Source organism: Actinobacillus equuli (assembly GCF_900636745.1).
Lineage (GTDB): Bacteria > Pseudomonadota > Gammaproteobacteria > Enterobacterales > Pasteurellaceae > Actinobacillus > Actinobacillus equuli.
Genome location: NZ_LR134310.1, coordinates 1499432 through 1521592, shown reverse-complemented (window position 1 = coordinate 1521592; position 22161 = coordinate 1499432). Strand labels below are relative to the sequence as shown.

20 protein-coding genes are annotated in these 22161 nt (G+C 40.5%); 10 read left to right on the top strand and 10 right to left on the bottom strand.

All coding sequences use genetic code 11. The features are described from left to right. Positions 1–33 precede the first annotated feature (33 nt). Positions 34–939 (bottom strand): NAD(P)-dependent oxidoreductase, encoded by a 906-nt coding sequence (locus EL121_RS07215; protein ID WP_414843498.1) that lies wholly within the window; start codon positions 937–939, stop codon positions 34–36. A gap of 171 nt (positions 940–1110) precedes the next feature. Here EL121_RS07215 and EL121_RS07210 point away from each other — a divergent pair, with 171 nt between their 5' ends. The 3 genes from EL121_RS07210 (at position 1111) to fghA (ending at position 4096) form a co-directional block, all read left to right on the top strand. Beyond that, positions 1111–2229 carry an S-(hydroxymethyl)glutathione dehydrogenase/class III alcohol dehydrogenase gene (locus tag EL121_RS07210; RefSeq protein ID WP_005615594.1) on the top strand — a complete coding sequence of 373 codons (1119 nt, stop codon included), beginning with the start codon at positions 1111–1113 and terminating at the stop codon, positions 2227–2229. Between the two features lie 197 nt (positions 2230–2426). Next, positions 2427–3221, top strand: coding sequence for a glutathione-dependent disulfide-bond oxidoreductase (yghU, locus tag EL121_RS07205; RefSeq protein ID WP_052190405.1), 795 nt, complete (start codon positions 2427–2429; stop codon positions 3219–3221). 14 nt (positions 3222–3235) lie between these two features. Further along, a complete protein-coding gene (gene fghA, locus EL121_RS07200; protein ID WP_039198758.1) occupies positions 3236–4096 on the top strand; it encodes an S-formylglutathione hydrolase in 861 nt (286 codons plus the stop codon). Positions 4097–4258: 162 nt separating this feature from the next. Here fghA and mpl read toward each other — a convergent pair whose 3' ends face one another. After that, the gene (gene mpl, locus EL121_RS07195; RefSeq protein ID WP_039198754.1) at positions 4259–5623 is read right to left on the bottom strand and encodes a UDP-N-acetylmuramate:L-alanyl-gamma-D-glutamyl-meso-diaminopimelate ligase; all 1365 of its coding nucleotides are present in this window, start codon (positions 5621–5623) and stop codon (positions 4259–4261) included. A 122-nt stretch (positions 5624–5745) separates the two neighbouring features. Here mpl and fbp point away from each other — a divergent pair, with 122 nt between their 5' ends. Next, the gene (gene fbp, locus EL121_RS07190) at positions 5746–6750 is read left to right on the top strand and encodes a class 1 fructose-bisphosphatase (protein ID WP_039198752.1); all 1005 of its coding nucleotides are present in this window, start codon (positions 5746–5748) and stop codon (positions 6748–6750) included. Between the two features lie 69 nt (positions 6751–6819). Here fbp and EL121_RS07185 read toward each other — a convergent pair whose 3' ends face one another. Next, positions 6820–7557 (bottom strand): glutathione peroxidase, encoded by a 738-nt coding sequence (locus tag EL121_RS07185; protein WP_015674439.1) that lies wholly within the window; start codon positions 7555–7557, stop codon positions 6820–6822. Between the two features lie 125 nt (positions 7558–7682). Between EL121_RS07185 and oxyR the strand changes: the two genes are divergently transcribed. The 6 genes from oxyR (at position 7683) to tyrS (ending at position 14256) form a co-directional block, all read left to right on the top strand. Next, positions 7683–8576 (top strand): DNA-binding transcriptional regulator OxyR, encoded by an 894-nt coding sequence (gene oxyR, locus EL121_RS07180; protein ID WP_039198751.1) that lies wholly within the window; start codon positions 7683–7685, stop codon positions 8574–8576. After that, entirely contained in the window at positions 8569–9198 is a 630-nt protein-coding gene (gene fabR, locus EL121_RS07175; RefSeq protein ID WP_039198749.1) for an HTH-type transcriptional repressor FabR, read from the top strand. Before oxyR ends, fabR begins: the two co-directional genes overlap by 8 nt. Further along, positions 9198–9713, top strand: coding sequence for a protein disulfide oxidoreductase (locus tag EL121_RS07170; protein ID WP_039198748.1), 516 nt, complete (start codon positions 9198–9200; stop codon positions 9711–9713). Before fabR ends, EL121_RS07170 begins: the two co-directional genes overlap by 1 nt. A 63-nt stretch (positions 9714–9776) precedes the next feature. Next, positions 9777–12143, top strand: a complete 2367-nt coding sequence (gene rnr / locus EL121_RS07165; RefSeq protein WP_039198746.1) for a ribonuclease R — start codon at positions 9777–9779, stop codon at positions 12141–12143. Between the two features lie 115 nt (positions 12144–12258). Then, positions 12259–12723 carry a hypothetical protein gene (locus tag EL121_RS07160; RefSeq protein ID WP_039198745.1) on the top strand — a complete coding sequence of 155 codons (465 nt, stop codon included), beginning with the start codon at positions 12259–12261 and terminating at the stop codon, positions 12721–12723. A 342-nt stretch (positions 12724–13065) separates the two neighbouring features. Next, the gene (gene tyrS, locus EL121_RS07155) at positions 13066–14256 is read left to right on the top strand and encodes a tyrosine--tRNA ligase (RefSeq protein ID WP_039198744.1); all 1191 of its coding nucleotides are present in this window, start codon (positions 13066–13068) and stop codon (positions 14254–14256) included. A 245-nt stretch (positions 14257–14501) separates the two neighbouring features. Here tyrS and EL121_RS07150 read toward each other — a convergent pair whose 3' ends face one another. From EL121_RS07150 to EL121_RS07120, 7 genes are all read right to left on the bottom strand, one after another. Further along, a complete protein-coding gene (locus EL121_RS07150) occupies positions 14502–14987 on the bottom strand; it encodes a hypothetical protein (RefSeq protein ID WP_039198742.1) in 486 nt (161 codons plus the stop codon). Between the two features lie 225 nt (positions 14988–15212). Next, complete coding sequence (fbpC, locus tag EL121_RS07145) at positions 15213–16259, bottom strand: ferric ABC transporter ATP-binding protein (protein ID WP_129545056.1); 1047 nt, start codon at positions 16257–16259, stop codon at positions 15213–15215. A 50-nt stretch (positions 16260–16309) separates the two neighbouring features. Continuing rightward, positions 16310–18373, bottom strand: coding sequence for an ABC transporter permease (locus tag EL121_RS07140; protein WP_039198738.1), 2064 nt, complete (start codon positions 18371–18373; stop codon positions 16310–16312). Between the two features lie 103 nt (positions 18374–18476). After that, positions 18477–19517, bottom strand: coding sequence for an ABC transporter substrate-binding protein (locus EL121_RS07135; RefSeq protein ID WP_039198737.1), 1041 nt, complete (start codon positions 19515–19517; stop codon positions 18477–18479). 255 nt (positions 19518–19772) lie between these two features. Further along, positions 19773–20288, bottom strand: coding sequence for a hypothetical protein (locus tag EL121_RS07130; RefSeq protein WP_039198734.1), 516 nt, complete (start codon positions 20286–20288; stop codon positions 19773–19775). Positions 20289–20355: 67 nt separating this feature from the next. Beyond that, positions 20356–21561 carry a mannose-6-phosphate isomerase, class I gene (gene manA / locus EL121_RS07125; RefSeq protein WP_039198732.1) on the bottom strand — a complete coding sequence of 402 codons (1206 nt, stop codon included), beginning with the start codon at positions 21559–21561 and terminating at the stop codon, positions 20356–20358. Next, positions 21558–22016 carry a DUF986 family protein gene (locus EL121_RS07120; protein ID WP_039198731.1) on the bottom strand — a complete coding sequence of 153 codons (459 nt, stop codon included), beginning with the start codon at positions 22014–22016 and terminating at the stop codon, positions 21558–21560. The genes manA and EL121_RS07120 overlap by 4 nt, the downstream gene beginning before the upstream one ends. Positions 22017–22161 lie beyond the last annotated feature (145 nt).

Sequence of the window (22161 nt, the reverse complement as noted above, 5' to 3'; positions counted from 1 at the left end):
TGTCTGACAGCGTTTCTTTTCAAATAAGGAGGACTATTTCGCCAACTGCAAATAGATGCCTGAAACGTCCTGTTGACCAAGATCTGCAGTAACAGCATTGCGATATTGTTCGGCGACGGTTTTTACTGCAGGTAGATCTAGATTTGCTTTTTCCAGCTCGCCACAAGCGAGATTGAGATCTTTACTTGCGTGTTTGAGCATAAATGCTGCTGGGAATTCTTTCGCGAGTAACAATGGCTTTTTGGTTTGGAACATCGGTGAGTTCATTGCCGAGCCGCCAATCGCTTCAGCTAATTCGTTTAAGTCAATGCCGAATTGTTCGCCCATTAACATTGCTTCCGCATAAGCTTCGCCGAAAATACCGAGCAATGAATTTAACACTAATTTTGCACCGGAGCCTTTACCCACATCACCAAAATGGAAAGTGCGTTGCCCTAAGATGCTGAAAACATTACGTAACGGATTAAGTACCGCCTCATCACCACCAAATAAAATTAATAACGTACCGTTGGTCGCAGGCACAACAGAACCTGAAACCGGTGCTTCGGCAAAACGTCCGCCGTGTTGTTCAACAATTGCTTTTAACTGATTATTTTCAGTAGGTGAAACGGTACTCATATTCACAATAATTTTGCCGTTTAAATTGGCGCAAACTTCCTCATTGAGAATATCTTTTGCCGCAGCAAAATCAGACACCATCAAAATAACCGCTTCGTAAGCACGTACAAGTTCAACGGTAGAACCATACACTTTTGCACCTTTTTCAGCAAATTCGCTGCATTTAGCGATATTTCGATTAAACACACCGACTTCAATATCGTGCGCTAATAAACGATTTACCATTGGTACACCCATTTGACCTAAGCCAATCCAACCTACTTGTTTAAATTCTGTTGTCATCATATTTTCCTTCTGTGAATGGGTAAAAACTGTCCGGATTGTATGCCATTTTTTCTCAGGCGAAAAGGGGGGTTTTCAGTACCAGATACACAGGTTAAGACATCAATTCTATTTATATCTCTTATTACGAAAAGTGATTGGCATTTATATTAAAACAAGCGGTAAAATTTATAGAATTTTTTACTGCAATCTATAAAAAGAAGGAAAGCAATGGAATTTATCAAAACCCGCGCGGCGGTCGCTTGGGCGCCGAATGAACCGCTAAAAATTGAAGAATTGGATTTAATGCCACCGCAAAAAGGCGAAGTATTAGTCCGTTTAGTGGCAACCGGTGTGTGTCATACCGATGCTTATACCCTTTCCGGTCAAGATAGCGAAGGGGTGTTCCCGTGTGTACTTGGTCACGAAGGTGCAGGGATTGTGGAAGCAGTCGGCGAAGGCGTAACCGATTTTAAAGTGGGTGATCACGTTATCCCGCTTTACACCGCAGAATGTCGTAAATGTAAATTCTGTTTATCAGGCAAAACCAACCTTTGTTCGGCAGTACGTGAAACCCAAGGTAAAGGCTTAATGCCGGACGGAACGGTACGTTTCTTTAAAGATGGTCAGCCGATTTTCCACTATATGGGGACTTCAACTTTCTCTGAATATACAGTTGTTTCCGAATACTCATTAGCAAAAATTCAGGAAAATGCACCGCTTGACGAAGTGTGTTTACTTGGTTGCGGCGTAACTACCGGTATCGGTGCGGTAACCCGTACTGCAAAAGTGAAAAAAGGCGATACGGTCGCGATTTTCGGTTTAGGCGGTATCGGCTTAGCGGCAATTATCGGTGCAAGAATGGCTGGCGCAGGTCGTATTATTGCGATCGACATTAATCCGGCTAAATTTGAGAAAGCTAAAGAGCTTGGTGCAACGGATTGTATCAACCCGAAAGATTACGATAAGCCAATCCAAAATGTAATTATCGAGATGACTGACGGCGGTGTGGATTTCTCATTTGAATGTGTGGGTAATGTGGATTTAATGCGTTCGGCATTAGAATGTTGCCACAAAGGTTGGGGTGAAAGTATCATTATCGGTGTCGCACCGGCAGGTGCGGAAATCCGTACTCGTCCGTTCCAATTAGTTACCGGCCGTGTGTGGCGTGGTTCGGCATTCGGCGGCGTGAAAGGACGTACCGAATTACCAGGCATTATCGACCAATTTATGAAAGGCGAATTTAAATTGCGTGATTTCATCACTCACACTATGCCGTTAGAAGACATCAACAAAGCCTTCGATTTAATGCACGAAGGTAAATCAATCCGCACGGTGATTCATTTCTAATTTCATTAAATAAGGGGCGTAAGTCCCTTTTGTTTTTCTTATCAAATTTCTCGCAATCAAAATCTTCCTTTATCTTCGATCTATATAACCAGACATCAATCCGTTTTATATTAAACATCAGAAAAAGTGATTAGCCTTTATAACTTAACAAGCGGTAAAATTTATACAATTTTTTGCAAATTCAATGGAGAAAAGCAATGACAACCGAATATCAACCGCCAAAAGTATGGCAATGGGAAGCGCCAAACGGCGGACAGTTTGCCAATATCAATCGCCCGACTTCTGGTGCGTTATTTGAACAGCATTTACCGAAAGGTGAACACGATTTACAGCTTTATTCTCTCGGTACACCAAACGGTGTAAAAGTTACCGTTATGCTTGAGGAATTATTGGAACTTGGTATCTCAAAAGCCGCTTATGATCTGTTTCTGATCGATATTAGGCAGGGCGATCAATTCGGTTCGGATTTTGTAAAGATTAATCCGAATTCAAAAATTCCGGCGTTACTCGATTACAGCCGTGAAAAACCGCAGCCGGTATTTGAAAGCGGTGCGATTTTGCTTTATTTAGCTGAAAAATTTAATGCGTTCTTACCGAGTGATTTCAACGAACGAACCGAATGTTTGTCTTGGCTATTTTGGCAAATGGCAAGTGCGCCTTACGTAGGCGGTGGTTTCGGACATTTCTACAAATATGCACCGACCAAACAAGAATATCCGATTAACCGTTTTACTCTTGAAACGAAACGACAGTTAGACTTGTTAAATAAACAGCTTGCCGACAAAAACTATATTTGTGGTGAACATTACAGCATTGCCGATATTGCAATTTGGGGCTGGTATGGACAAATCGTGTTAAATCGTGTGTATGACGCTGCTGAATTTTTAGCGGTACACGAATATCCGCACTTGATGCGTTGGGCAGAACAGATTGCTAACCGTCCGGCTGTGATTCGTGCCTTAGCAAAAGAATATCATCCAATTAAATCGTAAAAAAAGGGAGAAAAATGACCGCACTTACACAAATTGCCCGCTATAAAATGTTTGGCGGCTATCACGAACGTTATACGCATTATTCAAACAGCACCCACTGTGAAATGACTTTTGCTATCTACTTGCCACCGCAAGCGGAACAAGGGCAAAAAGTACCGGTGCTTTATTGGCTTTCAGGGCTGACTTGTACCGATGAAAACTTTGCGACCAAAGCCGGCGCACAACAATTTGCCGCACAGCACGGTATTGCGATTGTGATGCCGGATACCTCACCACGTGGCGAAACTGTTGCAAATGATGAAGGCTATGATTTAGGTCAAGGTGCCGGTTTCTACCTCAATGCCACCCAACAACCGTGGGCTGCGCATTTCAGAATGTACGATTACATTGTGCAAGAACTACCGGCGCTTATTGAAGCGAACTTCCCGGTCAGCGATAAACGTTCGATTTCCGGGCACAGTATGGGCGGACACGGTGCAATCCAAATCGGTCTAAAGAATCCGGAACGTTACTGTGCGATCTCGGCTTTCTCGCCGATCGTTACCCCAAGCCAAGTGCCGTGGGGACAAAAAGCCTTCACCGCTTATTTGGGTGAAAATCAGACCGCTTGGGCGGAATATGACAGCTTTGCATTATTAGATAACGTATCACCTGCTCGCCCTATTTTGATTGAGCAAGGACTTGCCGATAGCTTCTATCCAACGCAATTACAGCCGGAAATATTTACCGAAAAAGCGCAAAAGCTAGGCTTTGATGTTACGCTCAATTTGCATGAAGGCTATGATCACAGCTATTTCTTTATCGCGAGTTTTATCGAAAAACATATCGCATTTCATGCAAAAGCTTTAACGGAAGGCAAGCAAAAGAATCGATAAGATAATCACTTCAAAGCTAATTTTATACTACTTACAAGCGGTCGGATTTTGTAAAATGTTGCAAAAATCTGACCGCTTGTCGTTTTTAATGAGGGAACTAGAAATATATAAAAAAATAGACCGCCTAGCTCTCCAGGCGGTATTTTTACATAGGCGGGAAAACTAGCTTTTTAGTGCATTTAAGAGTTTATTGTGAATACCGCCAAATGCACCGTTACTCATCACTAAAATATGATCGTTCGGCTTCGCTTCTTTTACCACTAACGCCACCAATTCATCAAGATTTGCTGACCATGCCGCTGGTTGTGAGAGTGACTCGGTAATCACCGAAACTGACCACGGAATCGTGTCCGGTTGGTAAACAAATACCGCATTCGCATCGGCTAAACTTGGTGCGATTTCTTCTTTATGCACGCCCATTTTCATCGTATTGGATCGAGGCTCAAGCACCGCTAAAATGCGCTGTTCTTTTCCCACTTTGCCACGTAAAGCATCAATGGTTGCCGCAATTGCGGTTGGGTGGTGGGCAAAGTCATCATAGACGGTAATGCCATTCACTTCGCCTTTCACTTCTAAACGGCGGTTCGCATTAATAAATGAACCGAGTGCTTCACAAGCGCCAGTTACTGATACGCCTGCATGATGTGCCGCTGCAATCGCCATCAGAGCATTGTGCATATTATGTGCACCGATAATATTCCATTTTACCTCGCCGGCTTTTTCACCTTTGTGGAATACTTCAAAATGCGAACAATCTGCTGAAATCGGTTTTGCAAACCACTGTTTATCTTCACCGATAAATTGCAGCTCGCTATAACTACCCATTTTTAGTGTATTTTGTACATTTTCATCCGCTGCCGCCGAAAGAATACAACCGCTACTCGGCATAGTACGTACTAAGTGATGGAACTGGCGTTGAATCGCTTTTAAATCGTCAAAAATATCCGCATGGTCAAATTCAATATTGTTGATAATTAGCGTTTTTGGCGTGTAATGCACAAACTTAGAACGTTTATCAAAAAATGCCGAATCGTACTCGTCCGCTTCAATCACAAAGAATTTGCTGGAACCGGCACGCGCCGAAATGCCGAAATTACCGGCAACCCCACCGATTAAAAAGCCGGTATCAATCTGATTTTGATCTAAAATCCACGCTAACATACCGGTAGTAGTAGTTTTACCGTGCGTGCCAGATACTGCCAGAACCCAACGATCTTTTAACAGATGATCATGCAACCATTGTGGGCCTGAAGTGTAATTTAGCTGATTATCCAATACATATTCTACGCAAGGATTACCACGGCTCATTGCGTTACCGATAACCACTAAATCCGGTGCCGGCTGAAGCTGTGCCACATCATAATTAGGAATAATTTCGATGCCGTGATTTTCTAAAAATGTACTCATCGGCGGATAAACATTGGTATCCGAGCCTGTCACTTTATAGCCCAGTTCTCGTGCGATCATCGCCACACCGCCCATAAAAGTGCCACAAATACCAAGAATGTGAATGTGTTTTTGCGTCATAAATTAGCCTTTAATGTAAAAATTTTGTGATCAATGTCACAAACTTGTTATACCCCGTTAGGGGGAGCTTTAATTTCTTTCTATAATACCGCTGCTATTTTAGCATACCCCAAGGAGAAATTATGAAAACACTCGGCGAATTTATTATTGAAAAACAAGCAGAGTACCCGGAAGCGAAAGGTGAATTAAGCGGTATTTTATCGTCTATTCGCCTTGCGGCTAAAATTATTCATCGTGAAATTAACCGTGCCGGTTTAAGCCAAGATATTTTAGGCGTTGCCGGATCTGAAAACATTCAAGGCGAAGCACAAATGAAATTAGATGTGTTTGCCAATGAAACGATGAAAAAAGCATTAATTGCACGTGAAGATGTGGCAGGTTTTGCCTCTGAAGAAGACGATAACTTCGTTGCTTTTGACAACGAAAGAGGCAGAAATGCAAAATATATTTTAATGACCGACCCTTTAGACGGTTCTTCAAATATTGATGTAAACGTTTCGGTCGGCACGATTTTCTCGATTTATAAACGTGTTTCACCGATTGGTACGCCGGTTACGATTGAAGATTTCTTACAAGAAGGGCGTAAACAAGTGGCGTCGGGTTATGTCACTTACGGTTCATCTACAATGTTAGTTTATACGACCGGTAATGGCGTCAACGGCTTTACTTATGACCCGTCCCTCGGTTTATTTATTCTGTCTCATCCGGATATGAAAATGCCGTTTGCAGGAAAATATTACTCAATTAACGAAGGACAATATGTCACTTTCCCGATGGGTGTGAAAAAATTCATCAAATATTGCCAAGAAAGTGACGAAGCGACTAAACGTCCGTATTCATCGCGTTATATCGGTTCATTAGTATCGGATTTCCACCGCAATCTGTTAAAAGGTGGTATCTATATCTACCCAACCTCAACTGTATATCCGAAAGGTAAGCTACGTTTATTATATGAAGGCAATCCAATGGCGTTCTTAGCTGAGCAAGCAGGCGGTATGGCAACAGACGGTTTTAATCCGATTTTAGATATTAAACCGACCGAACTGCATCAGCGTGTACCGTTCTTTGTCGGCTCAACCTCAATGGTGCAACAAGCGGTCAAATTTATGCAAGAGTTTGCAGAATAGTCCTAATAAAAACAAAAAACCGAACGCTTTTAAACGTTCGGTTTTTTTATAAGCGGTTAAATTTGCCTATTATTTTGCAAAATACGCTTCTAAAGCATCGCTACCGCCGATTAATTTACCGCCGATAAAGATTTGTGGAACAGTTTGGCTACCTGCCACCGCACGTACCACTTTACCGCGTTGTGAATCGTTGTCTAACACGATTTCTTCAAAGCGTAAGCCTTTTTCAGCTAATAACGCTTTCGCTTTTGCACAGAATGGGCAATCTGTTTTGCTGAATACCACGATTGGATCTTGGTCTTTCCATTCTGGGTTTAAGAATTTGATCATGGTTTCCGCATCAGATACTTCAAACGGGTCGCCATCTTTTTCCGGCTCATCAAACATTTTAACTACTTCGCCGTTTTTCACGAGCATAGAATAACGCCAAGAACGTTTACCAAAGCCTAAGTTCGCTTTATCAACTAAACGACCCATACCTTCAGTGAATTCACCGTTACCGTCTGCTAATAAGATCACATTTTCCGCATCTTGGTCTTTCGCCCATGCGTTCATTACGAAAGTATCATTTACAGAGATACAGATGATTGAATCTACACCTAATTTTTTGAACTCACCCGCTAATTCATTGTAGCGCGGTAAGTGAGTTGATGAACAAGTTGGCGTGAATGCACCCGGTAAAGAGAAAACTACAACAGTTTTGTTATCGAATAAATCTGCAGTAGTTACATTAACCCATTCGCCACCTTTACGAGTTGGGAAGGTTACGTTAGGCACTTTTTGCCCAGTCATATCTTTAAATGACATAAAAATTCTCCTGTTTTACATAATGTTTTCAAAAACCGCACGCATTCTACACCTAAATATGCCATAATTCAGCCTATTTGATTAATAGGAAAAATGGTCATTCTTCGATCTAACTGGGAGTTCCTGTGAATATTAGAGATTTAGAATATTTAATTGCCTTAGCAGATTATAAACACTTCCGCCGTGCGGCAGACGCGTGTAATGTGAGTCAGCCGACACTCAGCGGTCAAATTCGCAAATTAGAAGACGAATTAGGTACGGTTTTACTTGAGCGTACCAGCCGTAAAGTATTATTTACGCAAGCCGGTTTAACTCTGGTTGAACAAGCTAAAGCCGTATTACGCGAAGTAAAAGTGCTAAAAGAGATGGCAAGTAACCAAGGCAAAGAAATGTCCGGCCCACTTCATGTCGGCATTATCCCAACGCTTGGTCCGTATCTTTTACCACTTGTATTGCCTGCATTAAAATCGGCATTTCCCGAACTAGAACTTTATATTTACGAGCTACAAACTTCACAATTAGTCGATCAGCTGGAATCCGGTCAATTAGATTGCGGTATCTTAGCTTTTGTAAAAGAAAGCGAGCCATTTATCGAAGTACCTATTTTCAACGAGCAAATGTTATTAGCCGTTTCACAACAACACGACTGGGCTGCTCAAAAAGGCTTAGATATCAGTGCATTAAAAGATAAAGAATTGCTCTTTTTAGATGACGGTCATTGTTTACGTACACAAACATTAGATTACTGTTTATCGGTCGGCGCAAAAGAAAGCACGCATTTTAAAGCGACTAACCTTGAAACATTACGTAATATGGTAGCGGCAAATGCCGGCATTTCACTGATTCCGGAACTGGCAGCTAAACCTTGTGACGGCTTAAAATACCTCACATTTAACGATCCAAAACCATATCGTTCCGTAGGTTTAATTTATCGCCCGGGCTCACCATTACGCCTTCGCTATGAACGTCTTGCAAAAGAAGTTTCAAATATCATGAAGCAAGAGAACATCAATGAGTAACATCGGTATTCGCGCACAGCAAAAAGAAAAAACACGCCGCGCATTGGTAGATGCCGCGTTTAATCAATTAAGTGCAGAAAAAAGTTTTTCTAACCTCAGTTTACGAGAAGTCGCAAGAGAAGCCGGTATTGCACCGACCTCGTTCTATCGTCATTTTAAAGATATGGACGAATTAGGCTTAGCCATGGTGGATGAGTCCGGCTTATTGCTTCGTCAGCTCATGCGCCAAGCTCGTAAACGTATTGAAAACGGCGGCAGCGTGGTTGCGGTTTCAACCGAAACGTTCTTTGAATTTATTACAGACAGACCAAACGTTTTCCGTTTGTTACTCCGTGAAAGTTCCGGTACATCACAGGCATTCCGTACGGCAGCATCAAGAGAAATTCAGCATTTTATTGCGGAATTGACCGACTATATTATGAGTAAAGATGTAAACAGTAGCCGTGAAATCGCCCATATCCAAGCGGAAGGACTGATGACGATTGTGTTTACTGCCGGTGCTTATGCACTCGATATGAATACGCAAGAACGTGAAAAGCTCAAAAAACGAGTCATTATGCAACTAAGAATGCTTGCTCGTGGTGCTGCGTCTTACACTTATAGCCATAAGAAGGATCAATAATGCAGAACAAAAACGCTATGCTTTTCCGCTTCGGTAAGAATCTGTTCGTTTACGGACTGATGTTTATCGTGTTAAGCATAGCGGTTGATTGGTATCGCAAACCCAATGCGCCAAATGAATTTGCTCAACAGGTTTTATACGATTTACAACAACAGCCGAAAGTGATTGCACAACTCAGTCATCAAAAGCCTATGCTGCTCTATTTCTGGGGGAGCTGGTGTAACTACTGCAAATTCACCTCACCGGCAGTTCAACAATTGATGGACGATAACGTAGTGGTGTTAAGTGTTGCACTTAAATCCGGTACTCCACAACAAGTTGCAGATTATCTTAACCAAGAAAATTACCACTTCCCTGCCATCAATGATCCTGATGGCGAAATATCAAAAAGCTGGAACATCCAAGCCACACCAACGATTTTAATCATTAAAGACGGTAAGGTTGTACAGCACACAACAGGGCTGACAAGCTATTGGGGACTAAAAGTCCGCCTATGGCTCAGTAACTTAACTTAATTCAAGCGGTCTGATTTGTAAATTTTTCTGCAAATCAGACCGCTTTAGCGTATAGAGAACATTATGATAGTAGATCCTAATTACCAACAAGAACTCGAGAAATACGAGAATCCCGTCCCGAGTCGGGAATTTATTTTAAACACTATTCGAGAATTTGATGCGCCGATGAGCCGTGAAGAATTGCTTGAAGCATTTCATATTTATGACGAAGAGCGTATTGAAGGCGTCCGCCGCCGCTTACGAGCGATGGAAAATGACGGGCAATTAATTTTTACCAAACGCAAACGTTATGCCCTGCCGGAAAAAATGGATTTGATTAAAGGTACGGTTGTCGGTCACCGTGACGGTTACGGCTTTCTTCAAGTAGAAGGTGGTGAAAAAGGCGATGACTGGTTTATTCCGAATAACCAAATGACACGTGTAATGCACGGTGATTTTATACTTGCTCAACCAAACGGAACTGATCGCCGAGGTCGTCGTGAAGTGCGCATTGTTCGTGTTTTAGAAGCGCGTAAAAAACAAATTGTCGGTCGCTTCTTCCTTGAAAGCGGCATCGGTTTTGTCGTACCGGACGACAGCCGTCTCACCCAAGATATTTTGATTCCTGACGATCAGCGTATGGGCGCAAGAATGGGGCAAGTGGTTGTAGTGGAACTGCAAGAACGTAAGGCTAGCTTCAATCGTCCGGTGGGTTTTATTACCGAAATCTTAGGCGATAACCTCGCACCGGGGATGGAAATCGAAATTGCTCTGCGTAATCACGATATTCCGCACGTTTGGCCGGAAGGTGTAGAAAAACAGATTCGCCAATTTAATGAAGAAGTACCGGAAGAAGCTAAACTCGGTCGAGTGGATCTACGTGATTTACCATTAGTAACGATTGACGGTGAAAGTGCGCGAGATTTTGACGATGCCGTTTTTGCTAAGAAAGAAGGTGACGGTTGGCGTTTATGGGTAGCGATTGCCGATGTAAGCTATTACGTTCGCCCGAAAACCGCGCTTGATTTAGAAGCGGCAAACCGTGGTAACTCGGTTTATTTCCCGAATCGAGTGATCCCGATGTTACCGGAGATTTTATCAAATGGTTTATGTTCACTGAATCCACAAGTTGACCGCTTATGTTTGGTGGCGGAAATGACCGTATCCAAAAAAGGCGAACTGACCGGCTATAAATTTTATGAAGCGGTAATGAACTCACACGCCCGTTTAACCTATACCAAAGTCTGGAAAATGTTAGAAGGCGATGAAGCATTACGTGAGCGTTACGCACCGCTTGTACCACATTTGGAAACCTTGAACGAAATGTTCCAAGTGCTGGTAAAAGCTCGTCAAAACCGTGGCGCAATCGAATTTGAAACCGTTGAAAACCAATTTATTTTCAATCCGCAAGGTAGAATCGAACGAATCGAACCGCTGATTCGTAACGATGCACACAAAATTATCGAAGAATGTATGATTTTGGCAAATATCGCTTCGGCTCGTTTTGTCGAAAAAGCAAATGAGCCGGCATTATTCCGTATTCACGATAAACCAAGCGAAGAAAAACTGACCAGTTTTAAATCCTTTATCAAAGAATGTGGACTAACGTGGAATGTAGGTTTAGATCCCGAACCAAAAGATTATGCCGAGCTAATTGAACAGCTTGCCAATCGTCCGGATCGTGAGTTAATTCAGACCATGTTGCTTCGCTCGCTTAAACAGGCAGTGTATGCGGCGGATAACGTGGGGCATTTCGGCTTAGCGTTAACCGAATATGCTCACTTTACCTCACCAATTCGCCGTTATCCGGATTTGCTGTTGCACCGTGCAATTAAATACTTAATTGAAAAAGAAAAAGGTAACACTCGCAATTATACGGACGGTGGCGGTTACCACTATAAACTGGATGACATCGATCAATTTGGTGATAAATGCTCGGCAACCGAGCGCCGTGCGGATGAAGCAACCCGTGAAGTAGCGGATTGGCTGAAATGTGAATTTATGCAAGATCATCTCGGTGAAACGTTCGAAGGGGTGATTTCAAGCGTTACCGGTTTCGGTTTATTCGTTAAAATCAATGAGTTACTGATTGACGGTTTAGTGCATATTTCAACATTAGACAACGATTACTATCATTATGATGCTGATCGTCAGCGTTTAGTCGGCGGTAGTGGCATGATTTATCGTTTAGGTGATCCGGTCAAAGTGAAAGTCATCAATGTGAGCTTAGATGATAAGAAAATCGACTTTGCGTTAATTGATAACCTCCGTAAAGGCATTGCTGTGGGTAAAACAGCGAAGCAGAAAGCGAAGAAAAATGCAGGCGACAAACCGATTTTCAAAGAACCTAAAACAATCAAAGCAACGAAGTCGAAGCCGAAAAAAGAAAAAGCTGCTCGTAAAACCACAAAAAAAGCTAAGAAGTCAGCAGCAACTAAACGTAAGAAATAGCGAATAAGCGGCCAATTTCGCAAAATTTTTTACAAATTCTACCGCTTGTCAGTGCTAAAATTTGAACTATCATAGCCTAGCCAAAACTAGGCTATTTTTATCGGAACTTATTTATATGAAAAAACTTAAACTTATCTTCTTAATCTCAACACTGACAACCTTATTTGCTTGTACCTCTTCATCACCAACCAAAAAAGCGAAAACAGGTTATTTAAAGGATAATATTAGTCAAACCGAATTAGCAAACCGAGCTAACTATAAGCGCTATCATTATCTTTGCAGCAATTTTGAAACCGGTACAAGTTCTTACTTATCCAGCTACTTTCCGCTTTCAAGAGAAAGTCGTATGAAAGATAACTTTGGTTTCTACTTCCAATTGGACGGAGGAAAAATCGAGCCGTTTGATCATATTGAAAATAAAACGCTCAATGCACGAGGCTCTCGTTTTGAAGTAACTTATCGCTCATACAATCCGATTCAAGGCAGCTATGTTGAGTTAATCGCTCGTGAGCAAAGTTCCGCTTATTACAAAAATATCAATGGCATACGTGTACCTTGGCTAAATTGCCGAGAAAGTTAAGTCTCTGTAAAACTTCATTCAGGACGGACTTGTAACTTTTGGCTATATATTAAGCTTTTTTAGGCTTGAATAAGATGCTAAAAAAATCTATTATTTCGCAAATAAATGATAAGGATTCTCATTTGTAAGAGTTTGTAAAGTCTCTTGCTTATTATATGAGAATCATTATCATTAACTCACTTCAAAAATAATAGGTAATCACTCCAACTCTTACGCCTCATTCCCCCACAAAATGAGGCGTTTTTTTTCGTCTATTGCTGATTAAGCCTTATCAATCACAACGTATCTCGTTATAATAGATTCCATTTTCATATTTAAAACAAGATATAAGGAATCAAGCAAATGGCTCAATCTATTGAAGCAACATTAGCCGAACTGAAACGCGGTGTTGAAAATATTTATTCTGAAGAAGATTTAATTGAAAAGTTAAAAGAAAATCGTCCGTTACGCGTTAAATTAGGCGCAGACCCGACAGCACCCGATATTCACTTAGGTCATACCGTTGTTTTAAATAAACTCCGCCAATTCCAACAGCTTGGTCATGAAGTGATTTTCTTAATCGGTGATTTTACCGGTATGGTAGGCGATCCGTCAGGTAAAAACTCAACTCGCCCACCGTTAACGCGCGAAGACGTACTACGTAATGCGGAAACTTACAAACAACAATTATTTAAGATCTTAGATCCGAATAAAACGCGCGTGGTATTCAACTCTGAATGGTTAGGTGAATTAGGTACCGAAGGTATGATCCGCCTTGCATCTAATTACACGGTTGCACGTATGCTTGAGCGTGACGATTTCAAAAAACGTTTTACCAATAACCAATCTATCGCAATTCACGAATTTATTTACCCGTTACTACAAGGTCATGATTCTGTTGCGTTAGAAGCGGATGTTGAATTGGGCGGTACAGACCAAACCTTTAACTTATTAGTAGGTCGTGAGTTACAAAAATCAGCGGGGCAAAAACCACAGGTGGCAATGACATTACCACTACTTGTCGGCTTAGACGGTGAGAAAAAAATGTCAAAATCACTCGGTAATTACATCGGTGTTACAGACGCACCAAGCGATATGTTCGGTAAAGTGATGTCGATTTCAGACGAATTAATGTGGGATTGGTATAATCTACTTTCATTCCGCCCATTAGATGAAATCGCACAATTAAAAGCAGATGTTGCAGCTGGCAAAAACCCACGCGATGTGAAAATTTTATTAGCGAAAGAGTTAATTGCACGTTTCCACGATCAAGCGGCGGCAGATGCAGCAGAACAAGAATTCATCAATCGCTTCCAAAAAGGCGCAATTCCAGATGAAATGCCGGAATTTACTTTTGAAGGTGAAATCGGTTTAGCAACCTTGTTAAAAGAAGCCGGTTTAGTCGCATCAACCTCAGAAGCTATCCGTTCCGCACAACAAGGTGGCGTAAAAATTGATGGTGAGAAAATCGAAGATGTTCGTCAAAATGCTCAGCAAGGTACCTTTGTTTACCAAGTCGGTAAACGTAAATTTGCCCGCGTAACAGTTAAATAAGTTCATTGAAAAGAAAAAAAGGAAGCTTAAGCTTCCTTTTTTATTACATATTCTTAATTAAATGGGTTAAGTAAGTTATTAAACTATGCTCACTTTATGAAAGCTATCAATAATATTAAAAAATAGTATGTGCATCCGTGCTTTAAATAAATGCCTTTATTATTATTTTATTGGCATCTAGCTGTAAAAAATTCGTTATATCGACTAGGTAAGAATAATTAATTTTCAAAAATATGATTTTTATATTAAGTAACACAAACGTAAGCCACATTATCATCGATGAAAATAATATTGAGCCTATCGCCTTTCTTCTCAATAAATTTAAAAGTTGTTTCTAAATCGTAACTAAAAACCGTTTCTTGAGTAACACTATCCAATTGAACAGGACTTAACTCACGAAAAAATAAACTTTCTTTCAGATTTTTAGCAAGTTTAAGCATATAGTATTCAAATTCGTCTGGAAGTAGCATATCTCGCTCATAAACGAGAAACTTACTGTTTAAGTTATATTCCTCTTTTATTCTCACGTACCGTATTAATTGTGGCTGACACTCAAGTAGCTGATAGAAATTCTCTAATCCGTACTTTTGTAAGTAAATCTCACTATTTAGAATATCAGCTAAAATTAACCGATCTTCATACGTCTGTTTGGTACGGAATAGCCATTTGTTAAAGCGATGTGCGTTATTCTTTATCAACTCGAGTGCAGGCAATGTAATTTGTTTGAACATAGCGCCCTCTTATGAATGAAAATCGCATTTTACCATAACTTACATTATCAGAATGGCCTTATGTAAAGAAAATATAACTTTATGCGACATTTTTTCAAAAATTTACAAATAAAACGCTACATTATGTAATATATAAATACCTATAAATAGGTATACAAATATAAAAATAAGCGGTCATTTTTGCAAAAAATTTAGCAAAAATGACCGCTTACTATTTTCTATAGCTTATTCTTTTTTAAGTAAAAAAATACCTTGCTCGGTGAAATGGATAAATGCCTCTCTTAATTCGGGTTCAAATTGATCCGGATTCGCATTCACTAAAACTTCTTTACCGTTCCACTCTGTAACAATTTCCCAATGGTTACCCATATAAACCGCACTCTTAATTTGGCAACGCTGGCAAGCCTCACCTACGGCGGTAAGTCGGATAGCTTCAGGACGCACACCCACTAAGCACTCACCATCAGCAATACCGAAATCAGCGGCGTTGTGAAGTGGAAAGCGGTAATCACCAATTGATACTATGCCTTGATTTAATCTACCGTCAAAAATAGTCGATTCGCCCATAAAATTCGCAAGGAATAAAGAATTCGGGCGTAAATACAAATCTTTTGCCGGTGCTTTTTGCATAATTTTACCTTTATTCATCACGATCACCTCATCGGACACGGCAAAGGCTTCAGTTTGGTCGTGCGTAACATAAAGCGAGGTAATACCTAAACGCTGTTGCAGTTCACGAATTTTTTCACGCATTGAACGGCGTAAGTTGGCATCCAAGTTACTTAATGGCTCATCGAATAGTAACACTTTTGGTTTTAATACTAAGGCTCGCGCTAATGCGACACGTTGTTGCTGACCACCTGAAATTTGATCGACAAATCGGTCTTCAAAACCGGCTAAATCAACCAGTTCTAACGCCTCTTTTACACGCTGTTTACGTTCTTCATTACTCACGCCCTGCATACGCAAACCATAACCGACGTTATCGCCAATCGACATATGTGGGAAAAGTGCATACGACTGGAACACAATACAAATATCTCGATTTTGAATTGAAGATTTGGTTACATCTTCGCCATCAATAAAAATTTGACCGCTTGTCGGGTTCTCAAGCCCTGCCACTAAACGTAACACCGTGGTTTTACCGCAGCCGGAAGGCCCTAATAAGGTTACCATCGTGCCACGCTTAATGACTAAATCTAAATTATCAATTACCGTTGCTTTACCGAAAGATTTGGTAATATTTTTCAGTACTAAGAAATCGTTGTTCATAATATTTTGCCTTTTATATGCGGGCGGCGCACATACCGCCCGTTGACTAATTAATCTGCTTTTTTCGCTTTTGATTTCGCGATACGTGTATCTCCGACAATCCAGTCGAAGAATAAAATAATCGCCATCATCACAACAATTAAGATGGAACCGTATGCGATCGCCACTCCGTATTCACCGTCTTCAACGCGATTTAAAATATAAGCGGTTGCAACACGGGTATCTGCGGTCACAAGGAACACAATCGCACTCACGGTTGTCATCGCACGTACGAAACTGGTAACTAATGCGGATAACAATGCCGGTTTGAGTAGCGGGAAGACGATAAACCAAATGGTTTTTAACGAACTGCCTTTCAATGATAATGAAGCTTCATCCAACGATTTATCCAACTGACCAAGTCCGGCAATCGCCGCGCGCATACCAATCGGCAAATCTCGCATCACCATTGAAATAATAATGATGATACCGGTGCCGGTAATATACATTGGCGCATCATTAAAGGCGAGAATATAAGACACACCGGCAACCGTACCCGGTACGGCAAAGCAAAGCATAGTTAAGAACTCAAGGGTTTTCTTACCTTGGAAATCTTTACGCACCACAATATAAGCGATGAGTAAGCCGAATAACGCTGTTAACGGTGCGGCAATACCCGCGTAGATCATAGTATTGATTAAAGACGGCCACGCCCCGTCACTTAAACCTTGTCCGAATAACATTGCATAGTTATTTAGCGTTAAGGTGTAATCTACCCCCCAGTTTACCGTGAAGCTGCCGTAGAAAATACTGCCGTATAAAGCAAGGTTGAATATCACCCAGAAGCCTAACATCGCAATAATTGTAGCTTTCAAACCGCTTGGTAAATCTTGTACATCGCCACGATAAGATTTACCTGAAACGGTTACATACGAGCGGTTACCAATCCACATATATTGAATGATAAAGATCAGCAATGAGAAAATCAGCAACATCGAGCCTAAGGTACTTGCCGAAGCATAATCTAATTGTGAGCCGGCAATATAGAAATAAATTTGAGTAGCGATTACGTCAAAGCTACCGCCTAAAACCAACGGGTTACTGAAATCGGCGAGCGATTGGATAAACACGATTAAAAATGAATTCGCCAATGCCGGACGTAATAACGGGAAAATAATGTTATAGAACGTTTGATAACGGTTCGCCCGTAACGTATAAGACGCTTCTTCAATCGAAGGATGAATCGATTTTAACGCACCGTCTAAAATCATAAATGAAATCGGTGCAAAAGCGAGAATCTGAGCGATCGCAATCCCGTTAAAACCATACAGCCAGTTATGATCTTTAAAGCCGAAGTAAGTATCTAAAAATTCGGTCACATAACCTGACCGACCAAGCATTAAGGTCACGCCAAGCCCCACCACAAACGGCGGTGTCACAATCGGTAGGATTGAGAAAATTTTCCCGATAAAGGCGGTACGGCGAGCGATACGAGTAGTATAAAGCGCAAAGGCTAAACCGAAAACGGTTGAAACAATACCGACAAAGCCGGAAAGGAACAACGAGTTACTGATTACTCGAACGATATAACCCTGCCCTAAGATTCTGACAACTTGTTCCGGTGCGAACGTTTCACCGTCATAAAACATCGAAATAAAAATCGCAACAGTCGGATAAACGATAAAGAAAAAAATCAGCAAGATAATACTAAGCAATGCCGCAATAATAAATTTATCGCCTTGCATCATTTTTAACTTAGCAAAGGCAAAGGTGGCAAGTGCGGTTAGACTTGCGATCAGCACCATCACTGAATAGCCCATGCTGACTTGATAAATCGTTGCCGAAATAAACGCAAACAGCAAAATAAAACTCACCAATGCCAGTTCTAGTTTTGCCTGTGCTTCGTTTGACAGTTTAAAGAAAGGAAGTAACCAAAAACCTACTAAAGGTAAAAACCACAGAATAGTTAGATTAACTGAAGACCAACCCATCGCATCTAAAAATTCATCTGAGGTACTTTCCAATAAGCCGTAATCAAGCGCTTTTGAAGGCAGAACTATAAATGCAATAAGTGAGAGCAGAATCCAAAAGTGGCTAGATTCAAACAGCGATCTTTTATTTGTAATAGAATCCATATAGCCTCACAACAATTAATAAAAAATATCGAAAAACAAGCGGTCGTTTTTCGTAGATTTTTTTGCAAAATTTTTACGAAAAACGACCGCTTATAACAGGCAATTATTTCGCTAATTTCACTTCATCAACCCATTTATTGATTAAGCGTTTACGTTCATCACTTGCACCGTATTTTTCAAAATTGTAATCAATCAATTTCAGTTTGGTGAGATCAAACGCAAGTGGCGATTGCTCAGCCGTGGTATTGGTTAACGTTTGTAACGCTTGACCTTTTTTCCATGCGGTTTCCTGACCTTCTTTTGAAAGAGCGAAATCTACAAATAACTTAGCGTTATCTAAGTTTCTCGCACCTTTTAAGATACTTACGCCGCCTAATTCATAGCCGGTGCCTTCACACGGCACAACCATTTCAAGCGGTGCACCCTGCTCTTTTTCTAACGCATAGTCATGTAAGAAGCCGATACCGACTGTGGTCTCGCCACGAGCGGCATTACGTGCCGGTGTGATACCTGATTTGGTATATTGAGAAATATTCGGATGGAGATGTTTGAAGTAATCGAACGCTTTATCTTCGCCCCAAAGTTGAGCGAAAGTTGCGATAGCGGTATAGGCTGTACCTGAACTTTGCGGATCAGCGATTTGAATTTCACCTTTCAATTTAGGATCAGTTAAATCATTCCAGCATTGCGGAATCTTCTCAATGCCTAATTTTTTCAAACGTTCGGTATTTACCGCAAAACCTAAAATACCGATATACACCGCAGAACTTAGGTTTCCTTTTACTTTCGCCGGATCTTGGAATTTCGGCATAATTTGGTCGATATTCGGCGAACGATATGCTTCTAATAAACCTAATTCACCCGCTTGAGATTGCGGATCTAAAGTCCCGCCGTACCAAACATCCGCTTGCGGATTATTTTTTTCCGCTTCAATTTTCGCAAATGTACTGCCGGAACCATTACGAATAAAAGAGGTTTTTACATCATATTTTTCTTCAAATGTTTTTGCCGCATTCTCGCACATCACATTAGTTGCGCTACAGTAAATCACTAAACGCCCTTTTGCTTGAGCTGCCGAACTAAACATTAAGCCGGCACCAAGTAATGCGGTTGAAATCGCTAAAGAAAGTTTTCCAAATTTCATAATCAAAACCTTATTTGAGTGTAAACCAACAAAACATCACGAACTGTGCTTATCACATTCGCTTTTCAATATTAATTTACAATAAATGAGCGAAAAATACCGTGAAGCAGCTCACAAAACATAAGATTTGATTGAAATTTAAAAACGTCCTCTTCCTCTATCAAACATAGAAGTAAAATAGAAAAACAAGCGGTCGGATTTCACTGATTTTTTTACAAAATTTTAGTGAAATCCGACCGCTTTTTTAGATAAAAATTATTTAGCTACAATAATTTTAGCACCGTTTGAGAAGACAATTTGGCGAGCGTCAAATTGCGCATTTAATTTCGCCTGTGGGTTTTGGAATACCGCTTGTGCTTCTGCCGGCAATTCCGCTACCGGTACAGAAAACACCAATTCAGCCGTTGTTCTACGTTTTAAATTATCTTTAAATGTGACCGGCGTATCCTGTGTCAGAATGATTTTACCGTCATGGATATAGTTTACCGCCCATTGCACAATACGAATGTTACGTTTTGTTTTATTCTCAATACTATATTTGAAACTGAGCATTGGTTGGCCCTGTGGATCTTGCGTAAGCTCATAACCGAAAAAACGTAACGCAACACTGTCGTTAAAACGTTGTTGATTGATCTCTTTTGCTGAAAGCGGTGCATTTTTTGTCACGGTTTTATGTTCGACAGTCGGCTTAATTTGATTACCTTCCGCATAAGCATTCATCGCCAAAAACATAGACATTGCTGCACTTGTAAGTAATGTTGAGTATTTCATAATTTACCTCAATAGTTAAAGCCAAAAACATTACGCCATATATTAATCACAATATATATTGTCAGATTTACGGCAAGGTTGCAATCACTGCATAGCCGTCTGTTTCCGCAATAATATCCACTTGGCTTTCCGCCGCGATAAAAATTGACTCGCCTTGCTGTAGATGAATCGCCTCTTTGCCTAAATCAATGTATAGGCTACCTTTCATAACTAACAGAATACTTGCGCAATCTGCGGTAAAGTTTTCTTCATCAAAAGGTTTAAATTCGAGATGCTGTAAGGCAAAATCTTTGGCTTCCGGTGTTGGGTAAAGATGAATAAAGCCATCGGTTTCCCGATAAGCCGGAATAATTTTAGGTGTAACCGGACGATAGTCAATCGAATGCAGTAAAGCGGGAATATCAATGTGTTTAGGTGTTAATCCGCCCCGAATAACGTTATCCGAATTTGCCATTAATTCAATATTTTGTCCGCGTAAATAAGCGTGCGGCAAGCCCGCACCTTGATATAAGCCTTCACCTTTTTTGAGATAAACGATATTAAAGAAATAAAAACAAATAATACCACCGTCTAAACTGTGTAATGGTGAATTCATCGCATCAGAAATGTAGCATATCCAATAATCCGGATTATCCGGTTTCAGTTTCCCGGCTTGGTATTCTTCAAATTTTTCTTCAATAATCGGTAACAACCACTCAGCAATTTGTTGCTTGTCCGCCTGCATAATATCGGCATAAACCAAAGGTAAACCCTTTTCATCTAAAGCTTTAGCAATCGGTTTAAGTGAATCATGCTGTTCTAAACTCGCTTTAATATCAGTAATCGGTTTGAAGCCATGTAATCCCCAAAAGTCAGAAAGAGCGATCATCATCTCCGGCTTATGGTTGCGATCTTTATAAACGCGCTGGGGGGCAGTAAGAGGAACACCTTGCTGATTTTCTAAGGCAAAACCATGTTCAGCTTCGGCTTTAGTAGGATGAATTTGAATAGAAAGCGGTTGTTTTATATCTAAAATTTTCAATAAATAAGGAAGATTATCACCAAATAGGCTTCGGCTTTTCTCACCTAATAATTCGGGAGCAACTTGAAGAACTTGATCCAAGGGGAGCCATTTTTGTTCAAATAAAATATCCGAGGGTGCCGAGGGATGGGCTCCTAACCAATATTCCGCGTACGTTTTTTGTTCGGGCGCATCCAACTTCAAAAAATGAGGAATAAAAGTTGAACCACCCCAATCATAATGTTGAAATTTGCCTTTTAATTTAAAAATCATTTTTTGTATCCTCCAAAGAAGTTTACAACTTTCTCTATATCTTCAGGCGTTTGAATACGTACTAGTAAACGTCGTCCGCTTTTTAAATCAATCACAATAATTTGTGATTGAGCTAAGTTAATTTGATGAATATTAGCATACTCAAAAAAGACATTGGCAAAAAAGAATCCTTGTTCTTTTAATAACAAACGTGGCGAACGTAAAAAAGTGACATAAACACAAAGTATAATTGAAAACGCCAATAAATAAATGGTTAACGATTCGATTCCATTTTGTACTCCATAAACCATCGTAAGCGTAATCAAACCAATTAAGATCCACGCATCTCCTTTTACTTGGCGTTGTAATTGCACGGTCAATTTCGTTTCACCTTTCAGGTTAGGCATAATCACTTGATCGTAAATTGCAAAAGCAAGCACTGCTGCGATACCAATAAGAAGAATAATGTTTGTCATTGAAATTTACCACTTAGCAATAAGGAGTTCACAAAAAAACAAGCGGTCAAAATTTATTGAATTTTTGTAAAAAAATCCGCAAATTTTACCGCTTGTAAAATAAAACCACGGAAACACAAATTATATCTATATTATTAGAGTAAGT